This is a genomic window from Azospirillum brasilense, assembly GCF_008365405.1.
In the GTDB taxonomy this organism is placed as follows: Bacteria; Pseudomonadota; Alphaproteobacteria; order Azospirillales; family Azospirillaceae; genus Azospirillum; species Azospirillum brasilense_D.
On sequence record NZ_QOKV01000015.1, the window covers coordinates 109,586 to 131,291 of the forward strand.

General features: G+C 69.9%; 26 protein-coding genes and 1 riboswitch. Of the genes, 7 read left to right on the top strand and 19 right to left on the bottom strand.

Annotated features, from left to right (window positions below; genetic code table 11):
* Positions 1–29: 29 nt before the first annotated feature.
* Genes DS837_RS21290 through DS837_RS21300 form a run of 3 tightly spaced genes read right to left on the bottom strand, consistent with a single transcriptional unit; the run spans position 30 to position 2,418 of the window.
* Positions 30–1,400, bottom strand: coding sequence for a sensor histidine kinase (locus tag DS837_RS21290; protein WP_211102376.1), 1,371 nt, complete (start codon positions 1,398–1,400; stop codon positions 30–32).
* Positions 1,397–2,056, bottom strand: coding sequence for a response regulator (locus tag DS837_RS21295; protein ID WP_149166580.1), 660 nt, complete (start codon positions 2,054–2,056; stop codon positions 1,397–1,399). The genes DS837_RS21290 and DS837_RS21295 overlap by 4 nt, the downstream gene beginning before the upstream one ends.
* 5 nt (positions 2,057–2,061) lie before the next feature.
* On the bottom strand, positions 2,062–2,418 hold the full coding sequence (locus tag DS837_RS21300; RefSeq protein ID WP_149166581.1) for a PepSY domain-containing protein: 357 nt from the start codon (positions 2,416–2,418) through the stop codon (positions 2,062–2,064).
* 139 nt (positions 2,419–2,557) lie between these two features.
* Between DS837_RS21300 and DS837_RS32150 the strand changes: the two genes are divergently transcribed.
* From DS837_RS32150 to DS837_RS21320, 5 genes are all read left to right on the top strand, one after another.
* Entirely contained in the window at positions 2,558–2,713 is a 156-nt protein-coding gene (locus tag DS837_RS32150; RefSeq protein ID WP_170295937.1) for a hypothetical protein, read from the top strand.
* The gene (locus DS837_RS21305; RefSeq protein ID WP_149166582.1) at positions 2,700–3,239 is read left to right on the top strand and encodes a hypothetical protein; all 540 of its coding nucleotides are present in this window, start codon (positions 2,700–2,702) and stop codon (positions 3,237–3,239) included. The genes DS837_RS32150 and DS837_RS21305 overlap by 14 nt, the downstream gene beginning before the upstream one ends.
* Positions 3,236–3,658 (top strand): DUF1924 domain-containing protein, encoded by a 423-nt coding sequence (locus DS837_RS21310; protein WP_149166583.1) that lies wholly within the window; start codon positions 3,236–3,238, stop codon positions 3,656–3,658. Before DS837_RS21305 ends, DS837_RS21310 begins: the two co-directional genes overlap by 4 nt.
* Positions 3,659–3,669: 11 nt before the next feature.
* Positions 3,670–4,101: a diheme cytochrome c gene (locus DS837_RS21315; protein WP_247890059.1), complete on the top strand. Its 432-nt coding sequence runs from the start codon at positions 3,670–3,672 to the stop codon at positions 4,099–4,101.
* Positions 4,102–4,182: 81 nt separating this feature from the next.
* Complete coding sequence (locus tag DS837_RS21320) at positions 4,183–4,389, top strand: DUF6494 family protein (RefSeq protein WP_149166585.1); 207 nt, start codon at positions 4,183–4,185, stop codon at positions 4,387–4,389.
* A gap of 82 nt (positions 4,390–4,471) precedes the next feature.
* On the opposite strand, the gene DS837_RS21325 is transcribed toward DS837_RS21320, so the two are convergent.
* From DS837_RS21325 to DS837_RS21400, 16 genes are all read right to left on the bottom strand, one after another.
* Positions 4,472–5,239 (bottom strand): 3-oxoacyl-ACP reductase, encoded by a 768-nt coding sequence (locus tag DS837_RS21325; RefSeq protein WP_149166586.1) that lies wholly within the window; start codon positions 5,237–5,239, stop codon positions 4,472–4,474.
* Between the two features lie 17 nt (positions 5,240–5,256).
* Positions 5,257–6,234, bottom strand: coding sequence for an ABC transporter substrate-binding protein (locus DS837_RS21330; RefSeq protein WP_149166587.1), 978 nt, complete (start codon positions 6,232–6,234; stop codon positions 5,257–5,259).
* 7 nt (positions 6,235–6,241) lie between these two features.
* The gene (locus DS837_RS21335) at positions 6,242–6,988 is read right to left on the bottom strand and encodes an ABC transporter permease (RefSeq protein WP_145678807.1); all 747 of its coding nucleotides are present in this window, start codon (positions 6,986–6,988) and stop codon (positions 6,242–6,244) included.
* The gene (locus tag DS837_RS21340) at positions 6,988–7,758 is read right to left on the bottom strand and encodes an ABC transporter ATP-binding protein (RefSeq protein ID WP_170295938.1); all 771 of its coding nucleotides are present in this window, start codon (positions 7,756–7,758) and stop codon (positions 6,988–6,990) included. The genes DS837_RS21335 and DS837_RS21340 overlap by 1 nt, the downstream gene beginning before the upstream one ends.
* An 11-nt stretch (positions 7,759–7,769) precedes the next feature.
* The gene (locus DS837_RS21345; RefSeq protein WP_247890060.1) at positions 7,770–9,233 is read right to left on the bottom strand and encodes an acyl-CoA reductase; all 1,464 of its coding nucleotides are present in this window, start codon (positions 9,231–9,233) and stop codon (positions 7,770–7,772) included.
* On the bottom strand, positions 9,230–10,324 hold the full coding sequence (locus DS837_RS21350; protein WP_149166589.1) for a LuxE/PaaK family acyltransferase: 1,095 nt from the start codon (positions 10,322–10,324) through the stop codon (positions 9,230–9,232). The genes DS837_RS21345 and DS837_RS21350 overlap by 4 nt, the downstream gene beginning before the upstream one ends.
* Before the next feature lie 76 nt (positions 10,325–10,400).
* Positions 10,401–10,530: riboswitch (TPP riboswitch) on the bottom strand.
* Positions 10,531–10,572: 42 nt separating this feature from the next.
* The gene (locus DS837_RS21355) at positions 10,573–11,148 is read right to left on the bottom strand and encodes a class I SAM-dependent methyltransferase (protein WP_149166590.1); all 576 of its coding nucleotides are present in this window, start codon (positions 11,146–11,148) and stop codon (positions 10,573–10,575) included.
* Positions 11,149–11,193: 45 nt separating this feature from the next.
* Positions 11,194–12,477 (bottom strand): acetylornithine deacetylase/succinyl-diaminopimelate desuccinylase family protein, encoded by a 1,284-nt coding sequence (locus tag DS837_RS21360; RefSeq protein WP_149166591.1) that lies wholly within the window; start codon positions 12,475–12,477, stop codon positions 11,194–11,196.
* A 73-nt stretch (positions 12,478–12,550) separates the two neighbouring features.
* Entirely contained in the window at positions 12,551–13,555 is a 1,005-nt protein-coding gene (locus DS837_RS21365; protein WP_149166592.1) for a formate dehydrogenase subunit gamma, read from the bottom strand.
* A gap of 182 nt (positions 13,556–13,737) precedes the next feature.
* Entirely contained in the window at positions 13,738–14,373 is a 636-nt protein-coding gene (gene fdh3B, locus DS837_RS21370; protein WP_149166593.1) for a formate dehydrogenase FDH3 subunit beta, read from the bottom strand.
* A 22-nt stretch (positions 14,374–14,395) separates the two neighbouring features.
* A complete protein-coding gene (locus tag DS837_RS21375; RefSeq protein WP_149166594.1) occupies positions 14,396–17,329 on the bottom strand; it encodes a formate dehydrogenase subunit alpha in 2,934 nt (977 codons plus the stop codon).
* 28 nt (positions 17,330–17,357) lie between these two features.
* Positions 17,358–17,567: a twin-arginine translocation signal domain-containing protein gene (locus tag DS837_RS21380; RefSeq protein WP_149166595.1), complete on the bottom strand. Its 210-nt coding sequence runs from the start codon at positions 17,565–17,567 to the stop codon at positions 17,358–17,360.
* Positions 17,557–18,237 carry a TorD/DmsD family molecular chaperone gene (locus DS837_RS21385; protein ID WP_149166596.1) on the bottom strand — a complete coding sequence of 227 codons (681 nt, stop codon included), beginning with the start codon at positions 18,235–18,237 and terminating at the stop codon, positions 17,557–17,559. Before DS837_RS21385 ends, DS837_RS21380 begins: the two co-directional genes overlap by 11 nt.
* Positions 18,238–18,370: 133 nt before the next feature.
* Entirely contained in the window at positions 18,371–18,934 is a 564-nt protein-coding gene (locus DS837_RS21390) for a DUF3306 domain-containing protein (RefSeq protein ID WP_149166597.1), read from the bottom strand.
* Positions 18,927–19,451 (bottom strand): DUF3305 domain-containing protein, encoded by a 525-nt coding sequence (locus DS837_RS21395; protein WP_149166598.1) that lies wholly within the window; start codon positions 19,449–19,451, stop codon positions 18,927–18,929. The genes DS837_RS21390 and DS837_RS21395 overlap by 8 nt, the downstream gene beginning before the upstream one ends.
* On the bottom strand, positions 19,448–20,053 hold the full coding sequence (locus DS837_RS21400) for a biotin/lipoate--protein ligase family protein (protein ID WP_149166599.1): 606 nt from the start codon (positions 20,051–20,053) through the stop codon (positions 19,448–19,450). The genes DS837_RS21395 and DS837_RS21400 overlap by 4 nt, the downstream gene beginning before the upstream one ends.
* 95 nt (positions 20,054–20,148) lie before the next feature.
* On the opposite strand from DS837_RS21400, the gene DS837_RS21405 reads away from it, so the two are divergent.
* Positions 20,149–20,511, top strand: coding sequence for a hypothetical protein (locus tag DS837_RS21405; protein ID WP_149166600.1), 363 nt, complete (start codon positions 20,149–20,151; stop codon positions 20,509–20,511).
* Between the two features lie 101 nt (positions 20,512–20,612).
* Positions 20,613–21,623, top strand: coding sequence for a quinolinate synthase NadA (nadA, locus tag DS837_RS21410; protein WP_149166601.1), 1,011 nt, complete (start codon positions 20,613–20,615; stop codon positions 21,621–21,623).
* The last annotated feature ends 83 nt before the right edge of the window (positions 21,624–21,706 follow it).

Genomic DNA, 21,706 nt, shown 5'->3' on the forward strand with positions numbered 1-21,706 from the left:
GCGGAGATGTGACGGTGATGTTGCGCCGGTCAGGAGGTCGCCGCCGCCGGCAGCACCAGCTCCACCCGCAACCCGCCGAGCGGCGAATCGCCCAGCCGCAGGTCGCCGCCGTAGAGCCGCGCCACGTCGCGCACGACGGCGAGGCCGAGGCCGCTGCCCGGCGTGCTTTCGTCCAGCCGCACGCCGGGGGCCAGCACGGCGTCCCGCCGGTCGGCGGGCAGGCCCGGGCCGTCGTCCTCGACCACCACCGCCAGCATCCCGCCCGCCTCCAGCCGCGACGAGACCTCCACCCGCGCAGCCGCCCACTTGAACGCGTTGTCCAGCAGGTTGCCCAGCATCTCGTCGAGGTCCTCGCGCTCCCCGGCGAAGACATGCTCGCGCGGGACGCGGACGGTGACCGTCACCCGTCCTCCGCCCCGGCCCCCACCCTGGAGCTTTTCCATCACCCGCGCCAGCGCCCCGGCGCTGTCGGCCACCGGGGTGGCGACGCCGGGCAGGCCGCGGGCGGCGGCGGCGCGGGCGCGGGCCATGTGGTGGTCGATGTGGCGGCGCATCTCCGCCACCCGCCGGGCGGCCGCCTCCCCCTCCGCCTCGTTCGCCAGCACGGCGAGGTTCGTCTTCAGCGCGTGGGCGAGGTTCCCGGCCTGGAGCCGCGCCCGCACCACCACCTCCTCCGAATGGTCGAGCAGGGCGTTCAGGTCGTCGAGCAGCGGCTGCACCTCGCGCGGGGAATCGCCGCCGAAGCGCTTCCTGCGCCCAGCCCGCACCGCGGCCAATTCGGCGCGCAACCGCACCAGCGGGCGCAACCCCACCGACACCTGGACCACCGCCGCACCGATCAGCGCCAGCGCCAGCGCCCCCAGCGACAGCCAGAGCACCCGGTTGAAGTCGGCCACCACCGCCCGCAGCTCCGACTCGTCCTGGGCCACCGCCATGCGCAGGGGTGCCGTCCCGTTGGGGAGGGTCACCGCGCGCTCCAGAACCTGCAATTGGCGTCCGGCGGGGCCGACGACGCTGTGGCGGTGAATCTCGCCGTCGGCGACCTCGTCCGGCGGCAGGGCCAGCGCCTCGTCCCACAGGGAGCGGGAGCGCAGGACCGGCGCCTCCCCCGGCCCGACCTGCCAGTACAGCCCCGACAGGGGCCGGCGGAAACGCGGGTCGCTGAGCGGCTGGCGCAGCACCGGCGCGCCGTCCGCCCCCAGCTCGGTCAACGCGGCGAGCTGGTCCAGATGGTTGGTCAGCTCCGCCTCGAAGCGGCGGGCCACATGGTCGCGGAACAGGCCGGACAGCACCAGCCCGGCCAGCGCCAGGGCCAGCGCGATCCACACCGCCGCCCCGGCCAGCAGGCGGAAGCGCAGCGATCCGGTCAGCCCTCCCCTGCCCCGGACGGCCCCGCTCACGGCGCCTCCAGCTTGTAGCCGAGCCCGCGCACGGTCTTGATCAGGTCGGCGCCCAGCTTGCGGCGCAGGCGGCCGACGAAGACCTCGATGGTGTTGGAATCGCGGTCGAAATCCTGGGCGTAGATGTGCTCGGTCAGCTCCGTGCGCGAGACGATCTGGCCCTTGCGGTGCATCAGGTAATCGAGCACACGGAACTCGTGCCCGGTCAGGTCGACCGGCCGCCCGTCCAGCGTGACCCGGCCCGAGCGGGTGTCCAGCACCACCCCGCCGCAGGCGATCTCCGCCGAGGCGTGGCCCTTGGAACGGCGGATCAGCGCGCGGATGCGGGCGAGAAGCTCCTCCATGCTGAAGGGCTTCGCCAAGTAGTCGTCGGCCCCGGCGTCGATGCCCTGGACCTTCTCCGTCCAGGCGCCGCGGGCGGTCAGGATGATGACCGGAGTTGCGATCCCCAGCGCGCGCCACGACCGCAGCACCGTCAGCCCGTCCACCCGCGGCAGGCCGAGGTCGAGCACGATGGCGTCGTAGGGCTCGGTCTCGCCGAGGAACTGCCCCTCCTCCCCGTCGGCGGCGCGGTCCACGGCGTAGCCCTCGCCCTCCAGCCGTTCGGCGAGCTGGCGGGCGAGCGCCGGATCATCCTCGACGACGAGCAGGCGCATGGCGCTCACCTCTTCCCATGATGGCCGCCCTCGCCTTTCCCGTTGCGCCCGCGCACCCGCAGCAGGTCGCCGGTCGCGGCGTCGTATTTCAGCTTCAGGACGCGGCCTTCGGCGGTGATGGTCTTGATCTCGTAGACGATCTGCCCGCCCTCATCCTCGAACTCGACGTCCAGGATGTCACCGGGAAAATCGGCCTGCGCGCGGGCCACGATGGCCTCCAGCGGCAGCGCCCGGCCCGAGCGGAACGCCTCCCGCGCCCGCTCATGGTCGCGATCGTCATCGGCCGCCGCCGGCAGGGCGACGCCAGGGAGGGCGACGGTGAAAAGGATCAGGGACAGCAGGGCGGTGCGGACGGCGTTCATGGTCGGAACCGGCAGGCGGGCGGACGAGTCCAGTTAGCACAAAGCCGGCTGAACGGCACATGAATGGACCGCTCAGGCTCCGTTCAGCGTGGGCGGCGCAGTCTCCGTGGCAACGAACCCGCCGCCCTGGAGACCACCGATGATCCGCAGGATGCTGACCCACACCGCCGCCGCGACCCTCGTCATCGTCGTGGCGGCCTTCGCCTTCCAGGCATTGTCCGACGGGGGCGGCATGACCCGCACCGCCTGGACGCTGGCCGCCGCCATTGGGGGGAACGATCATGGGATCGACTGAACCCCGCCCCGCGAACCCGCGCCGCACGCCGGGTCGGCTGCTGTTCCTGTTCGCCTTTCACGCCGCGCTGTCGGGCGCCTTCATCGTCGCCTACCTGACGGGGGACGAGGACACCTACGCCATGCACCAGTTCGCCGGCTACACGGCGCTGGCCGCGCTGGCGGTGCGGCTTCTGGCCGGGGTGCTGATGCCGGTGGGGCCGCTGCGCCTGCCCCGCCCCTCCCTGACCGCGACTTTGCACTGGCTGCGCCGGGTGGCTTCGGGCGACGCGCGGGCCTGGGGGCAGCGCAGCCCGCTGCTCGCCTGGATGGCGCTGGCGTTGCTGGCCGTGGTGGGCGCCGCCGCCTTCAGCGGAGCGGTCGCCGACGTCGTCGTCCCATTCGAGAAGCTGCACGAGGCGCTGGGCGAGTTTTCCCTGCCCGTCGTGCTGGGGCATGTCGCCCTGGTCGCCGCGCTGCTCGGCCTGAAGAAGGCCGCCGCCTGGCGTGCCCGTTCCAACACCCGCCAGGAGGTCATCGCCCCATGATCCGCTTCCTTCTTCCGACGCTGGCCGTCTTCGCGGTGGGCGGGGCCATCGCCGCCACCGCGAACCCGGCGCGCACCGCCCTCCTCGACGGCTACGCCACCCAGGCGAAAGCGCAATCGCCCGCCTTCGCCGGCTTCTCCGCCGAGCGCGGACGCGCGCTCTATCTCGGCCCGCACAGCGGCGGAAAGCCGGAGACCAACGCCTGCGCCGCCTGCCACACCGCCGACCCGACCGCCCAGGGCCGCCACCAGCGGACCGGGCGCGGGATCGAGCCGATGGCCGTCTCCGCCAACCCCAAGCGCTTCACCGACCCGGTGGAGGTGGAGAAGCGCTTCGACCGCGACTGCCCCAACGTCCTCGGCCGCGCCTGCACGGCACAGGAGAAGGGCGACTTCATCACCTATCTCGCCGGCCAATGAGGAGCCCCGCCATGCCCCGCCGCCTCGCCGCCGCGACCGTTCTTCTGCTGCTGTCCGGCGCCGCCGTTTCTGCGAATGAATTCGAGCGCGTCCCGCCGGTGACCAACGACGCCACCCGCAAGGAATGCGGGGAATGCCACATGGCCTTCCAGCCCGGCCTGCTGCCGGCGGGAAGCTGGACCCGCATCATGGACGGGCTGGACGACCATTTCGGCGAGAAGGCCAGCCTGCCGCCCGGCCCGGCGGCGGAGGTCCGCGCCTATCTGACCGGCAACGCCGCCGAACGCGGCGACCCCACGCTCCTGCGCATCACCGAACAGCGCTGGTGGCTGCGCGAGCACCGCTTCCGCCCAGAGGTCTGGCTGCGCAAGGACGTGCTGTCCAAGGCCAACTGCGAAGCCTGCCACCGCGACGCCGCCCGCGGACTCTATGACGACGACTGATCGGGGACGACGACTGATCGGGCGGGACAAAGCGTTGCCGCGACGGTTGTTCTCGAGAACGATCAGAGAGGGAGGAGCATCATGGACCACGACACCTTCAACATGGGCATCCGGAAGTACCTGAAGGTCGTCGGCGTCACCTCGCAGCGCGAGATCGAGCGCGCCGTGAGCGAAGCGATGGAAGCCGGAAAGCTGAAGGGCAACGAGACGCTCCAGGCCCGCGTCGTGCTGACCGTCGAGGGCATCGGGCTGGAGCATGAGATCAAGGGGGAGATCGCGTTGGAGTAGGCGTCGGCACCGGTTGCCCCCACCCCGGCCCTCCCCCGCCCAGCGGGGGAGGGCCGGGGTGGGGGCAACCCAACGCAACCACTCACCCCATCACCAGCCCTCCGTCCACGTACAGCACCTGCCCCGTCATGAAGCGGCTCCAGCCGGACGCCAGGAACAGCACCGGGCCGGTCACGTCCTCCGGCGTGGCGATGCGGCGCAGCGGGGTCTGGGCGACGATGGCGTCCTTCACGTCCTCCTTCGTCACCCGGCTGGCGTCGGTGGGGTAGACCAGCCCCGGCGCCACGCAGTTGACGCGGATGCCCAGCGGCCCCAGCTCCGCCGCCAGATTGCGGCTGAAGCCGACCAGCGCCGCCTTGGCCGTGGTGTAGTCGTGATAGGGCACGGTGGGCCGGGCGACGAGGTCGGTCGCCATGTTCACGATGCTGCCACCGGGCCGCCGCCGCAGCACCGGCAGCACCGCCCGGCAGACGTTGTAGGTGCCGAGCAGCGCCCCATCCACCTGATCCCGGTAATCCGCCCAGTCGGTGTCCCAGAACAGCTTGCGCTTCTCCGGGTCGAAGGCGTAGGGGCGGAAGGCGTTGTTCACCACCACGTCGATCTTGCCGAACTCCTCCGCCGTGCGCTCCACCATGCGGTTCACCGCCTCGGCGTCGGTGACGTCGGCCTGCACCGCCCAGGCGTCACCGCCAGCCTCGCGGCAGGCTGCCGCCACCGCCTCTGCCGCATCGGCATTCTGGAGATAGTTGACGGCGACCGCCGCCCCCTCCGCCGCGAAGGCCTTGGCGATGGCGGCACCGATGCCGCGGCTGGCGCCGGTGACGAGGACGGTCTTGTCGCGGAAATCCATGGCGGGCCAAGCCTTCCTTACTCGGGGATCAGGTCGGACCGGACCAGCGTGCCCATGTCGAGGTCCTTCCCGATCAGGCCCAGCTGCTTGAAGGTGTCCGCCCCCTTCTGCATCAGCGCCGGATCGAAGTGGCCGAGGCCCTTGGCCTTGGTCGTCTCCGACACGCTGGAGGCGTTGCGCAGCTTGATGATGGCGAGGTTGGTGGCCTCGTCGCGGCCGTTGATGGCGCGGGTCACGGCGAGGCGGGCGGCCTCCTCCGGCTCGGCGATCATCCAGGCGGCGCTGTCGCGGTAGGCGGCGAGGAAGCGCTTCAGCACATCCGCCTTCGTCCGGTAGGTCTCCTCCGTCACCACGAAGATGTCGCTGGGCAGGTTCAGCGTGTCCTTGACCTCGATGACGTTGATGTCCTTCAGCCCCTTCTGCATCCCGACATAAAGGCCGGTGTCGGTCGCCGCGGTGGCGTCCACCTGCCCCTGGATCACGGGCGCGAAGTTCAAGAGGCCGGTCACCTCGATGGTCACGTCCTTCTCGCTCAGCCCCACCTGATGCAGCAGCACCTGGAGGTTCTGGCGCGTGCCGCTGGACAGGCTGTAGACGCCGATGCGCTTGCCCTTCAGGTCTTCGGGCTTGGTGATGTTGCGCTCCTTCGGCGACACCACGTTGAAGACGTTCTGCGGGTAGATGTTGTAGATGGCGATCAGCTTCTCGCCCTTGTCGAGCGCGAGGTAGAAGGAGGCCGGGTCGGTGAAGGCCACGTCGGCCTGACCGGTCAGCATGTTCTGGATAGCCGAGCCGCCGCCGGTCCCCGGCACATAGCCGAGATCGATGCCCTTGGCCTTGAAGAAGCCCTTGTCCGGCTCGGCCAGCAGGTTGGTGATCTCGCTGATCGGCTGGCTCCAGCCCGCCACGGTCACCTTGTCGAGCGCCAGCGCGGGGGATGACAGAAGCAGGGCGGAAACGGCGACGGCACCCAGGGTGCGCAGGAACCCGAACATCGTGTGATTATCCTTTCCACGGACGGCGCAGCAGCCACCGTTCGAGACCGGCGGCGGCCTGATAAACGATCATGCCCAGCACCGTGATGACGATGAACAGGGCGAACATCATGGTCGAATCCATCATCCCCTGCGCCGCGATGATCGAGGCGCCCAGCCCCTGCCGGCCCCCGATGAACTCGCCGACGACGGCGCCGACCAGCGCCAGCACCACGGCGACGCGCAAGCCCGCCAGGATCACCGGCAGACCGGAGGGAATCTTCAGGCGCAGCAGGGTCTGCAGGCGCGTCGCCCGCAGCATCCGGAACAGCTCCCGCTTGTTGGGATCGACCTGCTGGAGGCCGGTCATGGTGTTTTCCAGCAGCGGGAAGAAGCAGATCAGCGCCGTGATGACGACGGTGGAAGTCATGCCGAAGCCGAACCAGACGATGAACAGCGGCCCCAGCGCCAGCTTCGGCACCACCTGGCTGGCGAGGATGTAGGGGTAGAACAGGCGGCGCAGCACCGGCACCTCGGCCAGCAGCACTCCGGCGAGGAAGCCGATGGTGCAGCCGGCGGCGAGGCCCATCGCCATCTCCGCCGTGGTCACCCAGAGATGCGGCAGCAGATAGCCGCCGGCCAGCCCGTCCCACAGCGTGCGCAGCACCGCCGACGGCAGCGGCACGACCAGAGCCGACACCCCCGCCACCCGGCAATAGACCTCCCACCCCGCCAGCAGCAGGACGAGCAGCAGGGCGGAGGCAAGGCGGACCATCACGACGCGCGCTCCAGCGCCACGCCGGATTTTGAACCATCCATGGCGTGGCGAAGCTCCAGGCACAGCGCGTTGAAGCGCGGGCTGTAGCGGACGTCGCGCCCGCGCGGGCGGGCCAGCGGCACCGGCAGGGCGTGGCGCAGATGCCCGCCCTCCATCACCGCCACCCGGTCGGCCAGATAGACCGCCTCGGCGATGTCGTGGGTGACGAACAGCACGGTGGTGCGGTGGCGGGCACAGAGTTTCAGCAGGTCGTCCTGCAACTCCTCCCGCGTGATGGCGTCGAGCGCGGCGAAGGGCTCGTCGAGCAGGAGCAGCGGCGGCTCGGTGACCAGCGCGCGGGCCAGCGCGACGCGGCTCTGCTGCCCGCCCGACAGTTGGCTGGGGTAGCGCCCTTCGAGTCCGGACAGCCCGACGAGGTCCAGCAGTTCCTCCGCCTTGCGGCGGTCCGCCGGCTGCGGGCGGCGCTCCAGCGAGACCGGCAGCAGCAGGTTGTCGAGCACCGTGCGCCATTCCAGCAGGGTCGGCGCCTGGAAGACGAAGCCGACCTGGGCCCCCGGCCCGCGCACCGGCTCCCCCTGGATGCGGACGGTTCCGGTCGAGGGGGCGAGCAGCCCGGCGACCAGCTTCAGCAGGGTCGTCTTGCCGCAGCCGCTGCGCCCGACCAGCGCGTGGAACTCGCCCTCCCCGATGGTCCAGTCGATGCGGTCCAGGATGGTGCCGCCGCTCGGGACGCCGTAGCCGGCCTGTTCGATGCTGACGAAGGGCATGGCCGGGCGCCTCAATCCATGTAGGGGGCGAAGGATTCCGCCGCCCGTTCCGCCGAGCCTTCGATCTCGGTCATGGTGACGAGGTCCAGCAGGTTGAACCGCCCGTCATGGTGCCAGCCCGCCTCCGGCGCGGTCATGCGGCCGAGCGCGCAGAGGCGCGTCACCCCCACGGCCCCCAGCGCCCCGGCCAGCGCGAACAGCTCCTCCGGCGACGCGGCGATGCCCACGGTCTGGAGGAAGGCGCGGTAGGGCGCCAGCCCCGGCACCGCCTCGGCCAGCCGGTCCACCGCCACCACCGTCACCGTGCGGTTCAGCCCGCAAGGCGACAACCCGTCCGCCGCGTCGGTGTAGGCGACCGCCCAGCTTCCCGCCGGATCGCCGAGCAGGGCGCGGCTGGGGTCGGCAAAGCCCTTCGTCTCCTCGGCGTTGCGCCAGGACGCGACGCTGCCCGCCTCGCCCATCGACAGGGCGCGGCGCGGGAACTTGCTGCCCAGCGCGTCCAGCTCGTGCGCCAGATAGCCGGCGAATTCGCGCGGCGACACCCGCCCGCCGCGCTCCACGAAAAAGGTCTGGGGCGAGTAGCAGCCCTGCTGGTCGTAGCGCGCCACGTCGTAGGCCGCCAGCCGCGCCACCGCCCCCGCCTTCCCGGCGTCGAGCGCGGAGCGGGCGACCATGCCGAAGCTGATCTTGTGCCCGAAGGGCAGGAAGCGCGCGGTGATTGGCACCCGCGCCCGGATGGCCTCCAGCGCGTCGTTCCCGCCATAGGCGACCACCGTGTCGGCGCGGCCCAGCCACGCCCGCTCCGCCGCTTCGTCGCCGCCCTTCCACCAGACGATGGCGATGCAGCCAGCCAATTGCGGGTCGATCTCCGCCAGGATTTGCGCGAACCAGCCGGCGAACAGCGGCTCGGCGCTCGGCAGCTTGCCGACCGTGCCGGCCTTGACCAGCAGGCCGGAAATCAGGCTCCACAGCGGCAGGCCCGGCACGTTGCCCGCCCAGACATGCAGCAACAGCTCCGGCCCGAAGGCGCGGGCGAAGCCGCCCTTGGGCATCGGCTGGAAATCGTCGAGCACCGCCGGGTTGGCGAAATCCTCGGCGATGAACTTCCGCAGCTCCGGCCCGCGGAAGGTCTTCAGATAGCCGGTCAGCCCCAGCCGGACCATCTCCCCGTCGTAGCCGGTGACCAGCGGCAGCAGCCGCTCCGCCTTCCGCCGCCACGGGTCGTCGCGGTCGAGCAGCCGGGCGACGGCGCGGTCGATGGTGGCGGCGATTTCCGCGACGGTGCGGCTTCTCAAGTAAGTCCGCGCGTTGGTCCGCACCCGCGTTGCCAATTCAGCGATCTGCGCCTCGCTCAGCACCGGCACCGCCACGTCGAGCGTCTCGGCGCCGCGCCGGAAGGTCAGCGTCCGCCAGTCCACCGCGTCGGCGGACAGCCCCGGCAGATGCCCGGCGCGCTCCATCAAGCCAACGGTCATGGAGCCCGCGCCGCTTTGAGGAAGTCTTCGACCGCCATGGAGCAGCCCTTGGCGTCCGCCCCGTCGGCCCGGCCGAGAAGCTGAAACCCGCCGTCCACCTCCACCCCCGCATCCTCGGTCAGGATGGCCGACGCGCAGTTGAAATGCGCCAGATCGTGATGGACGAGCACGCCGACGCTGCCGCGCGGCACCTCCTGCCCGGTCAGCGGGTTGATGACCCGGCTGCGGATCCAGTGCGGGCCGGACTTCACCGACGGGCAGGTCTCGTTGCCGTCGTCGTAGAACTGGGTGCTCAGCTCCGTCATGCCGTACATGTTGATGCACAGCCGGCGCGGCACGCCGAAAGTGGCGGACAGGCGCCCGTAGAACTCCTCCGCCGCCATCTCGCGCGACTGGCCCTTGAAGCCGCCGGTGTCGAGGATGCGGCTGCCCGCCGGCAGGGCGAAGCTCCGCCCCCGCTCGGCCAGCGCGTCCATCAGATGCACGACGCTGAAGCTCGCCCCCAGCAGGGCGTAGGGCTCGCCGGTTTCCTCGGCGCGGGACAACTCGGCGATGGCCCCGTCCACGTCCAGCCCGGCGTCGGTGATGAGGTAGCGGCTCTCATCCGTCCCGAACTCGTTCTTGGCCAGCGCCAGATAATGGGCGAGCGAGGAGTTGGGCATCGCCTGCTCGGTCGGGAACAGGATGCCCATGCGCAGGCGGTCATGGTCTCCCCCATAAGAATTGGCCATGAAGCGGCGCCGGAAATTGACGGTCATCGAACGGTCGTAGACCGCCAGCGTCGGATGATGGCTCTTGCCGCGCACGCCCTTGGTGGTGCCGCTGGTCATGAAGACATGCGGGCATTCCTCCGGCGGGCGTCCGCTCAGCGTCAGGTCCTTGAAGGCGCTGATCGGCACGGCGGGCACGTCGCGCCAGCTCTTCACCGTGCGCAGGGTGCGCGCCCGCTGGGTGGCGAAGCGGCGGTAGGGGGCGTTGGTCTCGAACTGGTGGGCGAAGACGGCCAGCGCCATGCGGTTGAACGCCTCCTCGTCCGCCTCCCCGGCGGCGATGAAGGCCAGCAGCTCTTCGACAAGTCGGGCTTCGGTCACGTCCGCACACACCTTTTGCAGCGCCAACAAACTGTTGCCGGAGCAAGCGGTGTCTGGATGGAATGGGGGTACGCCGTGCCGCCCTTCAGTCCCGTCCCTACGCCGGTATGACCCGGATCAGGTTCGATGGGTCACCGCGTTGTCCGGATGAAAGCGCCGGACCGGCGGAGTCTCAGCCTCCTAGCGAGGCCCCCCAGGGAACATTCGCAAGCTAAGGGACCGGCCCCCGCCCGTCAAGCCGGTCGGGCTCAGGCGGCGCCCTTCACCACCTCCAGGACCATGGCGATCTCGTCGATGACGTTGTTCTGGCTTTCCATCGCCTCCATCACCTGCTGGTTCGTCACCTCCCCGGAGGCCAGCTTGTGGTGCCAGCGCGGGGTCGGGGCGTAGACGATCGACAGCATGCGGAAATCGACGTTCAGATGCATGGCCAAGCGGGTGTTGGGCCAGCCACGCTCGATGAATGTCCGGTTCTCCTCCATCGAGAACAGGCTCAGCACGTTGGGCGTGATCGGGCGGACGTGGGTCGGGTCGCCGAGATAACCGTCGCTGCGCGGGTGCGGCACCTTGATGGTGATCCGCGCGCCGTGCCGGCAGACGCGGTACAGCTCCCTCATGATGTTCAGGAAGCTCTCGGTCGTCTGGCCCATATGCTCAAGCGCGTGGATGAGCTGGACATCGGCGACGCTGCTCTCCTCGAACGGCCAGGGCACGACCTCCAGGTCGGCGACGATGTCCGGCCCGAACGTGCCGTACTTGTCCACGTTCACGTAACCGGCAAGCCGCGTGTCGCCGCAGCCGAGGTTGAGCTTGAGGTCCGACATCGCGCGCGTTTCCGGCCAGCCGTTGTTGTTGCCACGAACGCGACCTTACACCTCCCGCCGCAGCAGCGACAGGGCGGCCATCGCCATGACCTGCGCGGCATGGACCATGTCGTCGATGTCCACATACTCGTCCGGCTGGTGGGCGAGGTCGAGGATGCCGGGGCCGTAGGCGATGCAGTCCTTCAGATGGCCGACCCGCGCGATGTGCTTCTGGTCGTAGGTGCCGGGCGACACCACCCGCGCCGCCGGGCGGCCCAGCACCGTCTCGATGGCCGCCCCCACCGCCCGCACCACCGGCGCGTCGGTGTCGGTCAGGGTGGGCAGGAAGGCCAGCACCTCGCGCAGTTCGTAATCGAAGCCGGGGCGCTCGCGGCGCAGGTCCTCCAGGATGCCGATGACCTCCGCCTTTACCTCCTCCGGGTCCTCCTCGATCAGGTAGCGGCGGTCGATGACCATGCGGCAGCGGTCAGGCACCATCGGGCTGGGCAGTCCGCCATGGTCCTCCGGCTGGCCGCCATGGATGGCGTTGATGTTCAGGGTGGACTGCCGCGCCCCCTCGGGCACCACCGGCATGGCGGTGCGCTTGGCGGCCAGCCGGGGAATCAGCTCCGTTTCGATCCGGTGCAGCACGGCCCCCATGTGGCGCACCGCGCAGTTGCCCAGGAAGGGCATGGACCCGTGGGCGACGCGGCCCTTCGTCTCGATCTCCGCCCACCAGACGCCGCGGTGGCCGATGCACACCCGGTCCACGTTCAGCGGCTCCGGAATGATGACGTGGTCGACCCTCGGGCGGGAGAAGTAGCCGAGCTTGGCGAGATGCCCGACCCCACCATAGCCGCCGGACTCCTCGTCCACCGTGCCGGAGATTTCCAGCGCGCCGGGGAAGGGGATGCCCTCCTCCAATATCGCTTCGACGGCGATGATGGAGGCGGCGATCCCACCCTTCATGTCGCAGGCACCGCGGCCGTAGACGCGCCCGTCCTTCACCACCCCTTCGAAGGGATCGACCGTCCAGCCCTGGCCGGCGGGCACCACGTCGATGTGGCCGTTGAAATGCACGCAGGGGCCGGGCTCGCGACCCTCGATCCGGGCGATCACGTTGGTGCGCGGGTAGCGGTCGCTGTCGCCCGGCGCGCCTTCCGCCCGCACATACTCCACGGCGAAGCCGCGCGCGGCCAGCCGCCGCCCGAGGAACTCCGCGCAGTCGGTGTAGACGTCGCCGGGCGGGTTCACGGTGGGGATGCGGATCAGGTCGCGGGTCAGCGCGACGAGGTCGTCGCGCCGCTCCGCGATGCGGCGGAACAGCGACTCCCGGTGATCGAGCGGCATGCCTCCCCCTACGCACAATTCGTTGCGCGGAAGGATCGGTCATGCCGGCCCGCCTGTCGAGAGGTTCCGCGCCTCACTCCGCCGCATGATGCCGCAGCCGCCCATCCTCGTTGGCCCGGCCGTTGCGGAGCTGCTCCTCGTACCAGCGGCGGTGATGGTCCTTGGCCCAGTTCTCGTCCACCACGCCGCTGCCCATGGCGTCGAAGGCGCCCTCCATGCCGATGGTGCCGATGTAGATGTGCCCGATGATCAGCGCGATCATCAGCGCGGCCACCACCCCGTGCGCGACGTGCAGGATCTGCATGCCGCCGATCCCGGTGACGGCGAAGGGCATCATCAGCAGGAAGCCGGTCAGCGACAGCGCGAAGCCGCCGAACACCACCGCCCAGAAGACGCCCTTCTGGCCGGCGTTGAAGCGCCCGGCCTCCGGATGCTCGCCGGACTTGTTCAGCACGCCGCCGAGTGTCTTCAGCCAGACCAGATCGGCCTTCTCCGGGATGTTGTCGCGCACCCACAGCACGAAGATCATCAGCAGCCCGAGGACGAAGGGCACGCTGAAGAAATTGTGCATGTACTTGCTGGCCTCGGCGAGCATCGTGAAGTTCGGGTGGCCGATCAACGGGATCAGCAGCATGCGCCCGAAGGTCAAAATCAGCCCGGTCAGCGCCATGAGGAGGAAGCTGACCGCCGTCGTCCAGTGGGCGAAGCGGTCCATGCCGCTGAAGCGCGGCACCGGACGCCCCGACCGGCCGCCCTGGATGCGGATGGTGCCGCGGATCAGGTAGAAGATCGCCAGCACCGCGATCGGCCCCAGGATCAGCGCCCCCGCGATGATCTTCAGCCAGACCATGCGGAACTCGCGCCACTCCCGCCCTTCCGGCTGGACCAGGACGCCCAGCTTCTCGTCGGGGATGCTGACCCGCCCGGACAGCTTGCCGTCCGGCGTCTGGTAGAGCTGCACCTCGTCCTTCGAAGTCGGCGAGGTCGGCCCCGGCGTCTGGTAGAACTGCGCCTGCACCGCCGGGGCGGCGAGCAGCAGAACGAACAGGACCAACAGGGGGCGCAGGAGCTTCGTCATGGCTCGTCCTTCCCTAGAGAGTGTGCGCTTTGCCCTTGGAGGGAGCTTCGAGATGGAATGGTCATGCCCCCTCCCCGACCCTCCCCCGCTTTCGCGGGAGAGGGGGCTTTGCGCGAAGCGGCGGCAGTCCCCTCCACCGCAACAGCGGGGGAGGGTTAGGGAGGGGGCAAAACCCCACCCGCTCAGCTCCCGCCCGTGCCCTCGCGGCCCGGGCCGAAGGCGTCGCCGCGGTCGTTCCGGCCATAGGCGGTGGACCAGCCCCAGGCGCCGGAGCCATAGCCGCGGCGCACCGTCCGCTCCTTGTAGATGTCGGCCAGAACGTCGCCGTCACCGGCCATCAGCGCGCGGGTGGAGCACATCTCCGCGCAGAGCGGCAGCTTGCCCTCGGCCAGCCGGTTGGTGCCGTATTTCTGGTACTCCTCCATCGTGTTGTCCGCTTCCGGACCGCCCGTGCAGAAGGTGCATTTGTCCATCTTGCCGCGCCCGCCGAAGTTGGTCGCCTGCGGGTACTGCGGCGCGCCGAAGGGGCAGGCGTAGAAGCAGTAGCCGCAGCCGATGCACAGGTCCTTCGAGTGCAGCACCACCCCGTCCGCCGTCTGGTAGAAGCAGTCCACCGGGCAGACCGCGGCACAGGGCGGGTCGTTGCAGTGCATACAGGCCATGGAGATGGAGCGTTCCCCCGGCACGCCGTCCTTCAGTGTGATGACGCGGCGGCGGTTGATGCCCCAGGGGATGTCGTGCTCGTTCTTGCAGGCGGTGACGCAGGCGTTGCACTCGATGCAGCGTTCCGCGTCGCACAGGAATTTCATGCGGGCCATGGTCGTCTGTCCTCCTTGCGCGTCAGGCCGGTTCGACGCGGCACAGCGTCACCTTGGTTTCCTGCATGAAGGTCATGGGGTCGTAGCCGTAGGTCGTCACCCCGTTGGCCGGCTCGCCCAGGACGATGGGATCGGTGCCCGGCGGGTAGTTCTCCCGCAGGCTGTTGCCCTGCCAGTAGCCGGAAAAGTGGAAGGGCATGAAGACCGTGCCGGCGCCGATGCGTTCGGTCACCAGCGCGCGCATCCGCGCCTTCGCGCTGTCCTCCGGCCCGTAGACCCAGACCATGCCGCCGTCGCGGATGCCCAGGCGCTCGGCGTCCTTGGGGTTGATCTCCACGAACATCGACTGTTGCAGTTCGGCCAGCCAGGGGTTGGAGCGGGTCTCCTCGCCGCCGCCCTCATACTCGACCAGCCGTCCGGAGGTCAGGATGAAGGGGAAGCGCTGGCGGATGTCGCTGTCCGCGATCTTGAACTGGAGCGAGCGGGCGAGCTGCGGCAGGCGGAAATCGCGCCGGTCCTCGATCGCCGGGTACTCCTTCACCAGCTCCGGCCGCGGGGAATAGATCGGCTCGCGGTGCAGCGGCACCGGGTCGGGCAGGTTCCAGGCGACGGCGCGGGCCTTGGCGTTGCCGTGCGGCGAACATCCATGCTTCAGCGCGACGCGGATGATGCCCATCGACAGGTCGGTCTGCCAGCTCACCTCGTCGGTCTTGTCGCCGCCGATGGCCTGGATGACGCGCATCTCCTCCGCCGTCAGGTCCTTGTCCCAGCCCAGCTTGCGCAGCATCGCCATGGTGAATTCGGGATAGCCGTCCTCGATCTCCGACCCCTTGGAATAGGAGCCGTCGGCGAGCAGGCTGACGCCGTTGCGCTCCACCCCGAAGCGGGCGCGGAAGACGCCGCCACCCTCCATCACATGCTTGGAGGTGTCGTAGAGAACGGCGCAGCCGGGATGGCGAAGCTCCGGATGGCCCCAGCAGGGCCAGGGCAGGCCGTAATACTCGCCCTTCAGCGGGCCGCTGGTCGCCTGCATGGTGATCTTGTCGAAATCGGCCTGATGCTTCATGTGCATCTTCAGCCGTTCCGGCGACTGGCCGGTGTAGCCGGTGGACAGGCAGCCGCGGTTGATCTCGCGCAGGATGTCCTCCGGCACCGGGCGGGTCTCCTCCACCGTGATGTGCTTGAACATCTCGTCGGCGAAGCCGAACTTGCGGGCCAGCAGATAGATGATGGTGTAGTCGTCCTTGGACTCGAAGATCGGCTCCACGACCTTCTCGCCCCACTGCATCGACCGGTTGGAGCAGGTGCGCGAGCCGTCCGTCTCGAACTGGGTGCAGGCCGGCAGGATGTAGGTGCCGTTCCGGCGCTCCTTGAAGGCGGCGAAGGTGGTCGGGTGCGGGTCGGCGATGACCAGCAGGGACAGCTGCTCCAGCCCCTTCAGCATCTCCGGCATGCGGGTGACGGTGTTGCCGCCGTGACCGAAGACCACCATCGCCTTCAGCGGCGACGGCTGCTGGATCTCCTCCGGCTTGTAGGTGACGCCGTCGAACCAGCGGGTGGTCGGGATGCCCTTGGCCTCCATCAGCTCCTTGGAGGAGAAGCGGGCCTTCATCCAGTCGTAATCGACGTCCCAGACGCGGCAGAAGTGCTTCCACGCCCCCTCGGCCAGCCCGTAGTAGGAGGGCAGCGTGGAGACGTCGAGACCGAAGTCGGTGGCGCCCTGCACGTTGCAGTGGCCGCGGTAGATGTTGGCCCCGCCGCCGGCCACCCCGATGTTGCCCAGCGCGAGTTGCAGGATCGACAGGGCGCGGACGTTGGCGGTGCCGGTGGTCTTCTGGGTGATGCCCATGCACCAGATGACGGTGGACGGCCGGTTCTTCGCCAGCGCCTCCGCCACGCGGTAGAGCTGCTCGCCGGGCACGCCGCTGACCCGCTCCACCGTCGCGGGGTCCCACTTCTTCACCTCGGCGCGGATCTCGTCCATGCCGTAGACGCGCTGGCGGATGTAGTCCTTGTCCTCCCAGCCGTTCTCGAAGATGTGCCAGAGGATGCCCCAGGTGACCGGGATGTCGGTGCCGGGGCGGATGCGCACATAGTCGGTGGCGTGGGCGGCGGTGCGGGTGAAGCGCGGGTCGATGACGATGAAGGGCGCGCGGTTGTGCTCCTTGCCGCGCAGCATGTGCGGCAGCGAGACGGGGTGGGCCTCCGCCGGGTTGCCGCCGATGATCAGCAGCGCCTTGGAATTCTGGATGTCGTTGTAGCTGTTGGTCATGGCGCCGTAGCCCCAGGTGTTCGCCACCCCGGCGACCGTGGTGCTGTGGCAGATGCGCGCCTGATGATCGACGTTGTTGGTTCCCCAGAAGGCCGCCAGCTTGCGGAAGAGATAGGCGCCCTCGTTGGAGAATTTGGCGGAGCCCAGCCAGAAGGTGGCGTCCGGTCCGGACTGCTCACGGATCTCCAGCAGCTTGGTCCCGATCTCCTCGATGGCCTGGTCCCAAGAGATGCGCTGCCACTGGCCGTCGACCAGCTTCATCGGGTACTTCACCCGCCGCTCGCCCTTGGTCAGCTCTCGCACCGAGGCGCCCTTGGCGCAATGCGCGCCCTGGCTGATCGGGCTTTCCCAGCCCGGCTCCTGCCCGGTCCAGACGCCGTTCTGCACCTCCGCGATCACCGTGCAGCCGACGGAGCAGTGGGTGCAGACGTTCTTGCGGGTGACGATCTCGACGTTGGGCAGGGTCGGCCCGGCCTCGGCCTTTTGGATCATCGCGGCGGGCAGCGCACCCAGCGCCGCCATGCCCCCGGCGGCGAGGCCGGAGGTCTTCAGGAAGCCGCGGCGGTCGACGGTTTCTCCCAGCCCGGCGGTGCGCGCCGACAGTCCATTGGCCGACAATCCGTTCAGGCGGCGGGCGAGGGAGGCGCGGGTGGCGGCGGTTCCGGCGTTGCGCTTGACGAGCATGGGGCGGCCCTCTGGATCAAAGTCGCGGTCAGAGTCGGTTCAGCGCGTAGAAACGCTTCACATGGTCGGTTTCGCGGTAGCGGGACTTCACCTGCTCCTGCCGCGATTCCATCGCCTCCACCGGCGCGGCGCGCAGGGTCGCGGCCGCGGCGGCGGCCCCCGCCGCACCCAGCCCGAGGCCCTTCAGCAGGCTGCGGCGTTCCAGTCCGGTTTTCTTCTGGCTTTCGTCACGGTGCATGGATCGTGCCCTCCCGCTGGTCGGCCCCGCGCGGCGCGTCCTGAGGGACGGACGCGATCATCGCGAAGGCGTTGGTCTCGATGTCCAGGAACAGCCGCCCGAAGGTGCCCAGGGGCCGGTAGAGACGCGCCGCCGACGCCTCCTCCAGGTCCTGGAAGAAGCGCCCCGCCCAGGGGGCGAGGTGGCGCTCGAAGAAGCGCTTCTGGAGCGGCAGGTCCGGCTCGCCGTCCGCCGTGCCCACGGTCCCGGCGGCCAGCGCGCCCATGATCTCGGCGATGGCGGCGATGTGGTCCTCGGGCTCGCTGACGCCGGGGGCGCGCTCGATGCCCAGCGCCTGCATGTCCTCGCGCAGGCGGGCCAGCGGCCGGTCGATCAGGAAACCGGTGCGGTAGTAGGAGGCGAAGGGAACCAGTTCGCCGCGCGTCACCCCGAGGAACAGCTCGTGGTATTCGCGCTCGGCCCGGCGTTCGCCGTCCGGGTCGTCGGCGAGCGTACGGGCGCGTACGGCCAGATCGCTGATGGCCCGCCCCAGCGGCGAGCCGTCCCCGGCCAGCGCGCCGACCGTGCTCAGCAAGTCGCGCGACGGCGGACGCGCCAAGAGATGGGCCAGCAGGCCGTACGCCTGCGCCCGCAGCCGATCCGCGTCGTCGATGATGGCCGTTTCCGCCATGCCCTTGCCCCGCTTCGCCTTTCCCGTGGCCGGTTAAGGTCCGGCTCATCAGGGACAACAGCGGGAATGCTCAAAGGTTGCGCAGTCCAGGACAGGCGATGGTCTTGCCCCAACCCTGAGCGTTGCCCCCTCCCTAACCCTCCCCCGCTTTCGCAGGGGAGGGGATGGACGCCGCTTCGCCTAAGGCACCCTCTCCCGCGGAGCGGGGGAGGGTTGGGGTGGGGGCAGGACTGTCCACTTCTTCAGACTCATCCACCCCAGCGACCACAACCTCCTCCGGCTTCTCCTCCTCCGGCGGCTTCTCGTCGGTGGCGATGCGGTCCAGCAGGTCGGCAATCCGGTCGGTGTCGAGCAGCTTGCCGTAGCCGGGGGCGTTGCAGTCCCAGTCATACTCGGCGAAGCCGCGGAAGCCCGCGATCACCGGGTCGCTGGTCCAGGCCTTGCGCAGAGCCAGCCGTTTCAGCTCCTGCGGGACATTGCTGGCGAGGAAGCCGGTGTAGTCGCTGTCCGCGCCCAGGCTCTCCACCGGCGGCAGGCTCTCCGGGTCGAAGGGTTCCGGCGGCGGAGCGGCGATGGCCTGCGGCTCCTCCACCGTGTCCCGCTCCTCCGGCGGTTCGGGGGCCTCGACGGGCGCCGTGCGCGCCTCCTGCTTGCGCCGCGACCAGCGGGACAGGAAGCCTTCGGACCCGTCATCCATGGCGCTGATCCTTTCCAGGATGAGCAAGCGGAGCGCGGCGGGCCAACGCCTCCGGGTCGGCGCGGTCGCGCTGGCGCTTGTAGAAGGGGCGTTCGGTGTGGTGGCGGGCCACGAAATCGCGCATCCACGCCGCGAGGTCGGGTGGCAGCGGGATCGCTTCGATCAGGTCGTCGCCCGCATCGGAATGGGCGTCGACCTCGCCGGGATCGACGGTGACGGCGAGCAGCCGCAGCCCCGGCTCCTCCGCGCAGCGGCGCAGAATGACATAGAGCATCGGGTGGCCGCCCTTCAGATTCTCGACGTAATTCTCCGTCTCGCCGGGATGGAGCACGATCTCCGCCGCCCCCGCGTAATAGCCGGTGCGCTCCCCGTCCTGAGCCAGCACGGTCCAGGGCGCGCGGTCGGGCAGCGCCGGCAGGGCGCCGGTCACCCGCCAGCGCGCGTCCACCCACGGGTTGTCGATGCGCTGGCGCTCCACCGTGATGCCGACGCCGCGCCGTTCGGCCTGCCCGCTCATGACCGCGTCCCCTCTGCCTTGCGGATCAGCCGTTGTTCCCAGACCCGCCGCACCGGCTCGAAGCCCGCGTCCATCCAGCGGTCGATCCAGGTCAGGAGATGCCGGGTGAAGCTCTCCAGCACCGCCACGGCGTCGGTGTCGCCGAAGCCCTCCTCGCGCAGCGCCGTGCGGTCAGGGCGGCGTCCGGGATCGGGATCGTCGGGGTCGCCCAGAACCTCCAGCTCGGCGCCGACCACGGCCCAGGCGGGAAGCCCGTCCTCGGCGCCGGGGCCGAGGGCGACGGTCACTCCGCCGGCCACCGCGCCATTCAGCAGCAGGCGCCCCGCGCCGTCGAAGCGGATGCTCTGGTTCGGCGGCCCCAGCGCCTCCAGCGCGTCGGCCAGCGCGACCAGGGTGACGGCGGCGAGGCCGTCGCCGGCGTCCGGACGGTCGGGGACCAGCACCACCGCCACGTCCAGCCGGTCGCGCCGGCCGCTGTGGACGAGCGTGCCGGGCGCCGCCCCCTCCGCGGCGAAGCGGCAGGCGGTGGCGAAGGGGCCGCCCGCCTCGGCGGGCCAGGGCCGGAAGATGGGCGGCAGGGTCGGGGCGTCGGTCGGGTCCATGCCCCTGTTAACGCGCGAACGGGAGGGTTGGTGCCCACGCCTGTTGGGGAGAGGGACGGCCTTGTCACCCCTTCATCCAAAAGGAGTCCGCCGCCTTGCTCGCCGCCCTCATGTCCTCCGGTCTCGTCTCATCCGGCCTGATCGCCGGGCTGCTGATGACCGGCAACGTCATCGCCCAGGAAGTCAACAAGGAGTCGCTGTCCAACGACATCAAGGTGCAGCAGAGCCAGGAGCCGCCGCCCAACGAACAGGGCGTGCGCGCGCCCAAATCCAGCACCAGCGGCGAGACCCAGGCGTCGGAGCTTCAGCAGGCCCTGGCCGACGTCCGCCGGGCGCCGCCCGACCTCCAGGGCAACCCGGTGCCACGCCCGAACGAATGGGCCAGCGAACCCGACATGGGGCACGAGCCGACCCGCTCGGAGAACCCCTCAGACCTGAGCAGCCAGGAAGCCAAGTAGCGCGGATCACCGACGTTCCGCACGACGCATTCTTTTCCGCTTGATATGCTCTGATCGAGCATTTATGGTTTTGCTCACCGCGAGCATTAAAGGAATGCGCCATGCGCGATACCACCGGCCTTGCCTACACGCCCGACATCGCCGCGGCGACGCAGCCGATCTACGAGCGCATGAAGCGCGTGATGCCCGCTGTCGAATGGCCGTTCCACGCCCCGCTGGTCCATGAGATCAACCGCTTGAAGCGCGAGCGCAACGCGGTGATCCTCGCCCACAACTACCAGACGCCGGAGATCTTCCACGGTGTGGCCGACATCGTCGGCGACAGCCTGGCGCTCGCCGCCCGCGCGACCGAGACCGACGCCGACGTGATCGTCGTGGCCGGCGTGCATTTCATGGCGGAGACGGCGAAGCTGCTGAATCCGGCAAAGACGGTGCTGATTCCCGACACCGGGGCCGGCTGCTCGCTGGCCGAATCGATCACCGCCGCCGACGTGCGGCTGCTGCGCGAGCGCTATCCGGGCGTGCCGGTGGTCGCCTACGTCAACACCTCGGCCGACGTGAAGGCGGAGGTGGACATCTGCTGCACCTCCGGCAACGCGGTGGAGGTGGTGGAATCGCTGGGCGCGCCGCGCGTCATCATGCTGCCCGACGAGTATCTGGCGAAGTATGTCGCCACCCAGACCAGCGTCGAGATCATCGCCTGGAAGGGCCATTGCGAGGTGCACGAGCGCTTCACCGGCGACGAGATCCGCGAATTCCGCGGGCGCTTCGACGAGTTGGTCGTCATCGCCCATCCGGAATGCCCGCCCGACGTCCTGGAGGCGGCGGACTTCGTCGGCTCCACCGCGCGCATGGTCGATTTCGTGGCGGACCGCCGCCCGCCGCGGGTGCTGATGGTCACCGAATGCTCGATGAGCGACAACGTCGCCGCCGCCTCGCCGGAGACGGAGTTCGTGCGGCCCTGCAACCTGTGCCCGCACATGAAGAAGATCACGCTGGCGACCATCCTGCACAGCCTGCGCACGCTGGAGCCCCAGGTGACCATCGCCCCGGAGGTCGCCGACCGCGCCCGCCGTTCGGTGGAACGGATGCTGGCCGTCAAGCCGCGCTGATCCTCCATCGTCCATCCCCTCTCCCGTCCCGGGAGAGGGTGGCCCGCAGGGCCGGGTGAGGGTCGTCCGAGGATCAAGGCGCT